A 7,167-nucleotide genomic window follows, 5' to 3' on the forward strand; every position below is an offset into this window, starting at 1 on the left:
AAAAGGCGCAATTTGATCTATGATATCAATGACCTGTATTACCGTGGGCATTCTTTCAAGACGCCTTAAAACAAAAAAGCGTGGAGTACACTCCACGCTTTAGATTCAGTCTATTTTCGTATTGCTTTACAGGCATATCTATGTATGACCTGGTCATCCTTTTCCTCTTTTCAGCATTTTCATTGGCTCTCCTGCTTAAGATCTTATACATGGATAGATTCTTTGGTGGGCCCACCTGGATTCGAACCAGGGACCGACCGGTTATGAGCCGGTGGCTCTACCAAACTGAGCTATAGGCCCGGAAAGCCGCTTTGCTACTGTGTCGCAAGCAAATTTGAGATATATATAGTAACGCCTGTTTACTGTCAAGCACTAATTCTCTATAAAAGTTTTTAGCTTTTTGCTCCTGGTCGGGTGACGAAGTTTACGCAAGGCCTTGGCTTCAATCTGACGGATACGCTCCCTTGTAACGGTAAAATCCTTTCCAACCTCTTCTAATGTGTGATCAGACTTTTCTCCGATACCAAAACGCATCCTTAACACTTTTTCCTCTCTGGGCGTAAGCGTTGCCAGTATTTTGCGCGTCTGTTCGGCAAGGCTTAAATCAATGGCAGCCTCGGAAGGAATAGAAAATTTCTTGTCCTCAATGAAATCACCAAGGTGACTGTCTTCTTCCTCACCAATGGGTGTTTCAAGGGAAATGGGCTCCTTGGCAATCTTAAGTACCCGCCGGACCTTATCAATGGGGATTTCCATTTTTTCGGCAATTTCTTCGGGTGAAGGTTCCTTGCCCATCTCCTGAACCAGGTACCGGGAGGTGCGGATCAGCTTGTTAATGGTTTCGATCATATGAACCGGAATCCTGATGGTTCTGGCCTGGTCTGCAATGGCGCGGGTAATGGCCTGGCGGATCCACCAAGTGGCATATGTGGAAAACTTGTATCCCCGGCGATACTCAAATTTATCCACCGCCTTCATCAAACCGATATTGCCTTCCTGGATCAAATCAAGAAACTGCAATCCCCTATTGGTATATTTTTTGGCAATACTTACCACAAGCCTCAGGTTGGCACGGACCAGTTCCCGTTTGGCGGAATCAGCGTTTTTACGCCCTATTTCAATCCCATAAACAATAGCGCTCAAGTCATCCGCACTGCCTTTGACCAGGTTCTTTTTTACTGTAATCTGCTCGCACAAAGCTGTAATATCATTAAAAAGAATAGTGGCACGATCCGGGGTGATTTCGTTTCTTGTCATGGCCCATTCAATGAAATCCGTTTGGCTTTTTGTTTGTTTCATCATGGTGCTGAGCTGCACATTAAACGTTTTGGCACACCTGGCCAGCAGATCGTCCACAGTTTTAAACCAGGTTATTGTGCTTCGGATACTCTTTTCTATGTTATCAATGACATTGGATTCAAATCGCCAGTTTTTAAGCAGCTCAAAAATCTCTTCTGTGTTGCAGTCAATCTGCTCCCCAAGACTGCTGTATTTTTTTGTACCTTTCCTGATACTTTCAAGCTGATCACGGCAGGACTGACTCTGCTCATGCAAATCTCTTATCCGGGCTAAGGATTCAAGGAACTTTTCCTGTTTGCTGACTTCATCAACCACCCCATCGCCCTCATCCACGTCCCGGAGTATATGTTTGGGACGCATGGCCTTCTCTTCCATTTTTTTACCGTACATAAAAATGGTGTTCAGCGCCAAAGGACAATCCAGCATAGCCCGGAGCACATCCCGTTCTCCGACCTCTATTTTTTTGGCGATCTCAATTTCGCCTTCACGGCTGAGCAGGGTTACCATACCCATCTCTTTAAGATACATCTTCACAGGATCAGTAACTGCGCCAAATTCCATATCGGAACGTTCACGCCGGGAAGAAAATATATCCTTGTTCCCTTTTTTATCCATATCGTCTTCAAGACCTTCGTCATCAGCCTCTCTGCAGGATCCAGAGATGTGGACCCGTTTGTCCTTTAATGACCGAGGAGCTGATGAACGGGAAGCCTTTTTCAGACTTTTTGCCTCACCAGGGTCAATGACAGACGTATCTTCGTCGCTGTCATCAACCAGTTCAATACCCAGTTCCTGAAACTGAATGACAATATCATCTATCTGGTCAAACGCTTGCAAATCATCTGAAATGGCGTCATTAATTTCGGCAAAGGACAGAACACCTGTTTCCTCTCCCTTTTTGATGAGTCTGCGCATTTCGTCCTTGCTGATCATCCCGCCTTGCTCAGATCTGCTGGTTTTTTCTGCCATATATGCCTCCCAAAGGCTTACAGTTAACTGTTATGAAACTGCTGAATCTGCTGCTGTTTAAGTTTGAGCAGCGCCATCACATCAACATCACAGCCCTCTTTTGCTTTTGTTAATTCACTGACAATTACTCTGTCGGTTTTATTTTTTATTTTTATGACCCGGTTGGATAGAATCGTAAACGTCTCCACAGTATCCTGGACCCCGGTATAATCTTCCATAGCCATCGATGCAATCAACTGCCGGTCTTCGTCGGTTTCAACCCGGGCCATGACCGCACCCACAATATTTTGTGGGTCTGTCCCGCTGTCAATGATTAAACAGCCAAGCTGCTTAAGCTGTTGTGAATAAAAGGAAGAGACTACCTTTTTTTCCACAGCAACAGGTATCAGTTCAGGCCAGTGAAGCATCATGGAAAGGATCTGTTTTTCCCTTGGATCTGATTCCAGAGCGCTTTGGGACGGGTCGTCAATTTTAGGAATCAAAGGGTCGCTGACCTGGCTGTTCGCCTGTTTTTCATAGGCATCCCTTACTTTTTCAAGAACAGCCTTTTCATCAATATTCAGGGTTTCAGCAAGTTCCCGAACATAGATTGAACGGACCGCATAGTCATGAATCATGGCCAGGTGCTGCTTCATCTCGTCCAGAATTTTTATACGGCCCTCAACGGAAGTGCCATGGGTATCCAGGGCCAGCTGGAGCAAAAACTGCATCACTGTCTTGGCAGTATCTGCAAGGGCAAGAAAGGCATCCCGGCCATGGGCCATAACATAGGAGTCTGGATCATTATTTCCCGGAAGCACCAGAATCCGGATATCAATGCCCTCCCGGACAAAAATATCAATGCTTCTTTTTGCAGCCTTTATCCCGGCTTCATCAGAGTCAAAAACCAGGGTCATGGTCGTTGCATACCCTTTAAGAATCCTGACATGTTCCCGGGTCAGGGCTGTACCAAGGCTTGCCACACTATTTTTAATCCCGTGCTGATACAGGGAAAGAAAATCAAAATAGCCTTCCACAATAAATACCTGACCCTGCCTGCGGCACGCCTGTTTTGCCGCATGCAACCCGTAAAGAATACGGCTTTTGCTGTACACCGGGGTTTCAGGAGAGTTCATGTATTTGGGCATGCTGTCGTCCATGACCCGGCCGCCAAATCCGGCCACCTGCATGTTGATGTCAAAAATAGGAAACATCAGCCGGTTTCGAAATCTGTCGTAAAAGCCGTTTTTCTGTTTTTTTTCCAGCACCAGGCCCGAATTGACTGCAACCCCTTTAGCAACTTTCTCTTTTTTCAAAAGATTGACAATAGCATCCCAGGCATCAGGTGAGTATCCAAGCTGAAACTGCTCAATAATCTGTTTACTGGTTCCCCGCCGTTCAAGATACTGCCTGGCGCAATCGCCTTTTAACTGGTCATTCAGGAACCCTGTATATTCCTGCATCACCTTTTTATTCAGACGAAAAAGAGATTCCCGGGCTTGAACAGCTTTGCGCTGTTCAGGATTCATTTTTTGGGTGTCAATGACAATGTTGTATTTTCTGGCCAGCATCCTTGCCGCTTCGGGAAAGGAAATCCCATGATATTTCATGACAAATGACATGACATTGCCACCGGCACTGCACCCGAAGCAATGAAAAATCTGTTTATCGGGATTAACGGAAAAAGAAGGTGATTTTTCAGAATGAAAGGGGCACAAACCAAAGAAATTTCTGCCTGACTTTTTTAGAATAACTGCTTCGGAAACCACATCAAAAATATCCGAGGCAGCTAAAATCTCTGCAATTTTTTCTTCAGGGATCAGCATCTTGGGTGGTGCAGGCTCCAAAATCTCAGTACGTTATGTAAGTTGTGCAAGATAAGCAGTGAATATGACCTGTCAATAACGAATCGCGCAATTGACTATAAACATCCCTTGGTGGACAATACGCCTGATATCTGAGAAACCGGGCGGGTCGCAGCATGCAAAGACCGGCCAAACGCCTTGAATATGGACTCAAGTGCGTGGTGTTCATTCTCACCGTACAGGGTATTAATATGCAGATTAAATCCGCCTTTGACACAGACTGCCTGGAAGAACTCCCTGGCAAGATAGGTATCGAAAGGCCCCCGGGATTTCAAATCGTCGGGAATATTGTAAACAAGATAAGGCCGGTTGGACAAATCAATGGTCACCCGGGACAGAGATTCATCCATGGGAACGCTTGCATCACCAAACCGCTGAATACCACCCTTCTCAGACAACGCCTGCTTGATCGCCTGTCCTAAAACAAGCCCTGTGTCCTCTACGGTATGGTGGAAATCTACGTCAAGATCGCCTGCGGCTGAAATCCGAAGGTCAAAAAAACCATGGACTGTAAACGCTGTAAGCATATGGTCAAAAAAAGGAATGCCTGTGCTGATCTCAGCCATTCCCTGTCCGTCCAGATTCAGCCGGATATCTATCCGGGTTTCCTTGGTCTGCCTTGACACCTCAGATTGTCGACTCATAAAAAATTCCTTGAAACCGGCGGAAATCTGTTTTATACAACTCTGCATCTACCTAAATTGACCGGCGCTCTGCTTTTTCAGCTTATCACGTTTTTTGGCTTATCACGGTTCAATTACGCCACAACGAATCCTTTTAATATATGCGTTTTTCTAATATCAGTCAATACTGAATTCATTGCCAGAAATATATTCAAATAACCGCTTGAAATGTTTGATATAACTGATATATTGACGGTGTATAATATGAGGGAAGCGTTATGGACATCCAGGCTGCAGGAATAAACAGCTATTATACATATCCGCCCGTCCTTGAACAGGGATCTGATCTGATATCTTCATCCGCCGGGGCCGAATCCCGGGCACAGAATACGGATATCGGTGAAGCCCGGCCCCTGCCTGACGGTGAAAAACAAGTTGGTTCGATTTCCCAGACTCAGGAAGATGAGACCTCCCAGGATGAAGGTCAGCCCTTAGAGTCCGGTACTGAGTCAGGGCTTACCCAAGAAGAGAAACTTCTCGTCAAAGAACTTGAAACCATTGACACTGAGGTTCGGGCCCACGAAATGGCCCACATTGCCGCAGGCGGCGAATATATCACCTCTGGTGCCACCTTTTCCTACCAGAAAGGCCCTGACGGAAAAAACTATGCGGTAGGCGGAGAGGTCAGTATTGACACATCGCCCGAACCCGGAGATCCCGAGGCAACACTACAAAAAATGCGGCAGGTGCGTGCCGCTGCACTGGCACCGGCACAGCCATCCTCACAGGACGTGAAAGTCGCATCCAATGCTGCATCCCAGGCGGCAAAAGCCATGGCTGAAATCACACAGCTTACAGCAGAAGAACAGGCCAGCCAGACGGGGTCAGCAGTGCCCGGCTATATCCAACAGCAGGTTTCCGATGCGTACACAAAAGCAGACCGTGTGTCCAGCCAGAATGCGCAAAATTCATTTCACATCTCTGCTTGAATGCTTGAAAAGCCTATTGATTTTTTTTTAAATTTCAAATTTATTCATCAAATCAATTATCCTATATTGTTATGAAGGCAATTTTTTGATATTAGGTGAACAGCAAATGTAATAATTTGGAGGAAAAGATCATGAGTATGACCGTACAGAACAATGTCTCAGCTTTACAGGCTTTTTCAAACCAGATGTTGGTTTCTTCAAATAATGTTGCCAACGCCCTGTCAGACGAGTTCAAGGCGGACAGAGCATATAACGTCGAGGCAAAGAACGGGCAGGTACAAACGTCCATCTCCGAAACCCAGGATAGCGCACCTCTGGTTAAAGATCCCCTCAAAAATGACGGTTCCTTAAAAGAATTATCCAATACAAACATTGAAGAGGAAATGGTTGTTCAGATTCAATCCCAGAACGGATTTGAGGCCAACGCAAAAATGATTCAGGCCGAGGATGAAACCACCGGGATATTATTGGACACTATTGGATAAACCGGCAGGTTTGGAATAAAAACAAATCCATCCACATAATAAACGCCGATAACCGTTCCATCAACTGATTATTTTTTCATTATGCCAAAATTTACTTTTTTAACCCGCAATATTCTGACCTTTCTTCTGGCTATGCTGATCTGTTTTGGTTGTGGCAAGCCTAAAGTAAACGTCCCCAATGATTCAGCTGACCAGTCTGCCCTTCCCAGGAAATCTGATCAGCCCGGATATTATAACATACCCCGCCCCGAACTTGAAATTGACCGGACAGACCCTGTTCTTGTGGGCAAAAAGCGTCAGGCCATTGTCCAGGCGGCCAAAACTGCCGTGGGCAGTCCCTATTTCTGGGGCGGCCTTTCGCCCAAGGGATTTGACTGCTCAGGGCTAGTGGTATATACCTACGCCCAAATCGGAATTCAGGTTCCAAGAACAGCCAGTGCCCAGCTCGAAAACTGCACGGCAGTCACACAGCAAAACATCAAACCGGCAGACCTGATTTTCTTTTCAGTACCCAGACAGAGGGATGTTGTTCACGTGGGGATTTACATCGGCAAAGGAAAATTTATCCATGCACCGGGCAAGGGGCGCAAGGTGACACTTAACTCGCTGGACAATGTTTATTTTAAAGAGCATTTCATCAGCGCCGGAAATTTTCTTAAAAAAGATGCCGGATAATTCTTGCATCCACCATCAAAGGCCTTGTGTTTAACAGCCATCTCAAAATTATATTTTAAGATGGCCTCCACACGAGGCAATTAATGGGATCTTAACTCCAGTTTAGGCACCAGAAAATAGGGTTCTATCAAAGTATAGGGAACATATGACAATTTTGCCTGGCGTAATCCCGGTATTCCAAGATCCTGTTCCCGGTTGATACATCGTCCTGTTCCTTTCAGAAATTTGGCAGTCTCATGGTTGATCATCTGGGAGGCACCCTTGAAAGTCACATCTGATTTTT

At 45.7% G+C, this 7,167-nt stretch carries 6 protein-coding genes, 1 tRNA gene and 1 pseudogene; 3 read left to right on the forward strand and 5 right to left on the reverse strand.

Annotated elements, in window-relative coordinates; all coding sequences use genetic code 11:
* Positions 1-223: 223 nt before the first annotated feature.
* The 4 genes from AB7U36_RS14860 to hisB all read right to left on the reverse strand — a co-directional run bounded on the left by AB7U36_RS14860 (position 224) and on the right by hisB (position 4,756).
* A tRNA-Ile gene (locus AB7U36_RS14860) sits at positions 224-300 on the reverse strand.
* A gap of 72 nt (positions 301-372) precedes the next feature.
* On the reverse strand, positions 373-2,268 hold the full coding sequence (rpoD, locus tag AB7U36_RS14865; protein ID WP_428160508.1) for an RNA polymerase sigma factor RpoD: 1,896 nt from the start codon (positions 2,266-2,268) through the stop codon (positions 373-375).
* Between the two features lie 23 nt (positions 2,269-2,291).
* Positions 2,292-4,073: a DNA primase gene (gene dnaG, locus AB7U36_RS14870; protein ID WP_428160509.1), complete on the reverse strand. Its 1,782-nt coding sequence runs from the start codon at positions 4,071-4,073 to the stop codon at positions 2,292-2,294.
* 95 nt (positions 4,074-4,168) lie between these two features.
* Complete coding sequence (gene hisB / locus AB7U36_RS14875; protein ID WP_428160510.1) at positions 4,169-4,756, reverse strand: imidazoleglycerol-phosphate dehydratase HisB; 588 nt, start codon at positions 4,754-4,756, stop codon at positions 4,169-4,171.
* 257 nt (positions 4,757-5,013) lie between these two features.
* Between hisB and AB7U36_RS14880 the strand changes: the two genes are divergently transcribed.
* The 3 genes from AB7U36_RS14880 (at position 5,014) to AB7U36_RS14890 (ending at position 6,884) form a co-directional block, all read left to right on the forward strand.
* Positions 5,014-5,724 (forward strand): putative metalloprotease CJM1_0395 family protein, encoded by a 711-nt coding sequence (locus AB7U36_RS14880; RefSeq protein ID WP_428160511.1) that lies wholly within the window; start codon positions 5,014-5,016, stop codon positions 5,722-5,724.
* A 131-nt stretch (positions 5,725-5,855) separates the two neighbouring features.
* Positions 5,856-6,209 (forward strand): flagellar basal body rod C-terminal domain-containing protein, encoded by a 354-nt coding sequence (locus AB7U36_RS14885; RefSeq protein WP_428160512.1) that lies wholly within the window; start codon positions 5,856-5,858, stop codon positions 6,207-6,209.
* 81 nt (positions 6,210-6,290) lie between these two features.
* Positions 6,291-6,884, forward strand: a complete 594-nt coding sequence (locus AB7U36_RS14890; RefSeq protein WP_428160513.1) for a C40 family peptidase — start codon at positions 6,291-6,293, stop codon at positions 6,882-6,884.
* Positions 6,885-6,964: 80 nt separating this feature from the next.
* Here the strand turns inward: AB7U36_RS14890 and AB7U36_RS14895 are convergent.
* Positions 6,965-7,167: pseudogene (locus AB7U36_RS14895) on the reverse strand (DUF2156 domain-containing protein); the annotation flags it as partial.

The organism is Desulfobacter sp., from assembly GCF_050177295.1.

Coding starts and splice junctions, on each gene's coding strand:
- AB7U36_RS14885 (WP_428160512.1), top strand. CDS start 5,856: ATGAGTATGACCGTACAGAACAATGTCTCAGCTTTACAGGCTTTTTCA.
- AB7U36_RS14880 (WP_428160511.1), top strand. CDS start 5,014: ATGGACATCCAGGCTGCAGGAATAAACAGCTATTATACATATCCGCCC.
- rpoD (WP_428160508.1), bottom strand. CDS start 2,268: ATGGCAGAAAAAACCAGCAGATCTGAGCAAGGCGGGATGATCAGCAAG.
- dnaG (WP_428160509.1), bottom strand. CDS start 4,073: ATGCTGATCCCTGAAGAAAAAATTGCAGAGATTTTAGCTGCCTCGGAT.
- AB7U36_RS14890 (WP_428160513.1), top strand. CDS start 6,291: ATGCCAAAATTTACTTTTTTAACCCGCAATATTCTGACCTTTCTTCTG.
- hisB (WP_428160510.1), bottom strand. CDS start 4,756: ATGAGTCGACAATCTGAGGTGTCAAGGCAGACCAAGGAAACCCGGATA.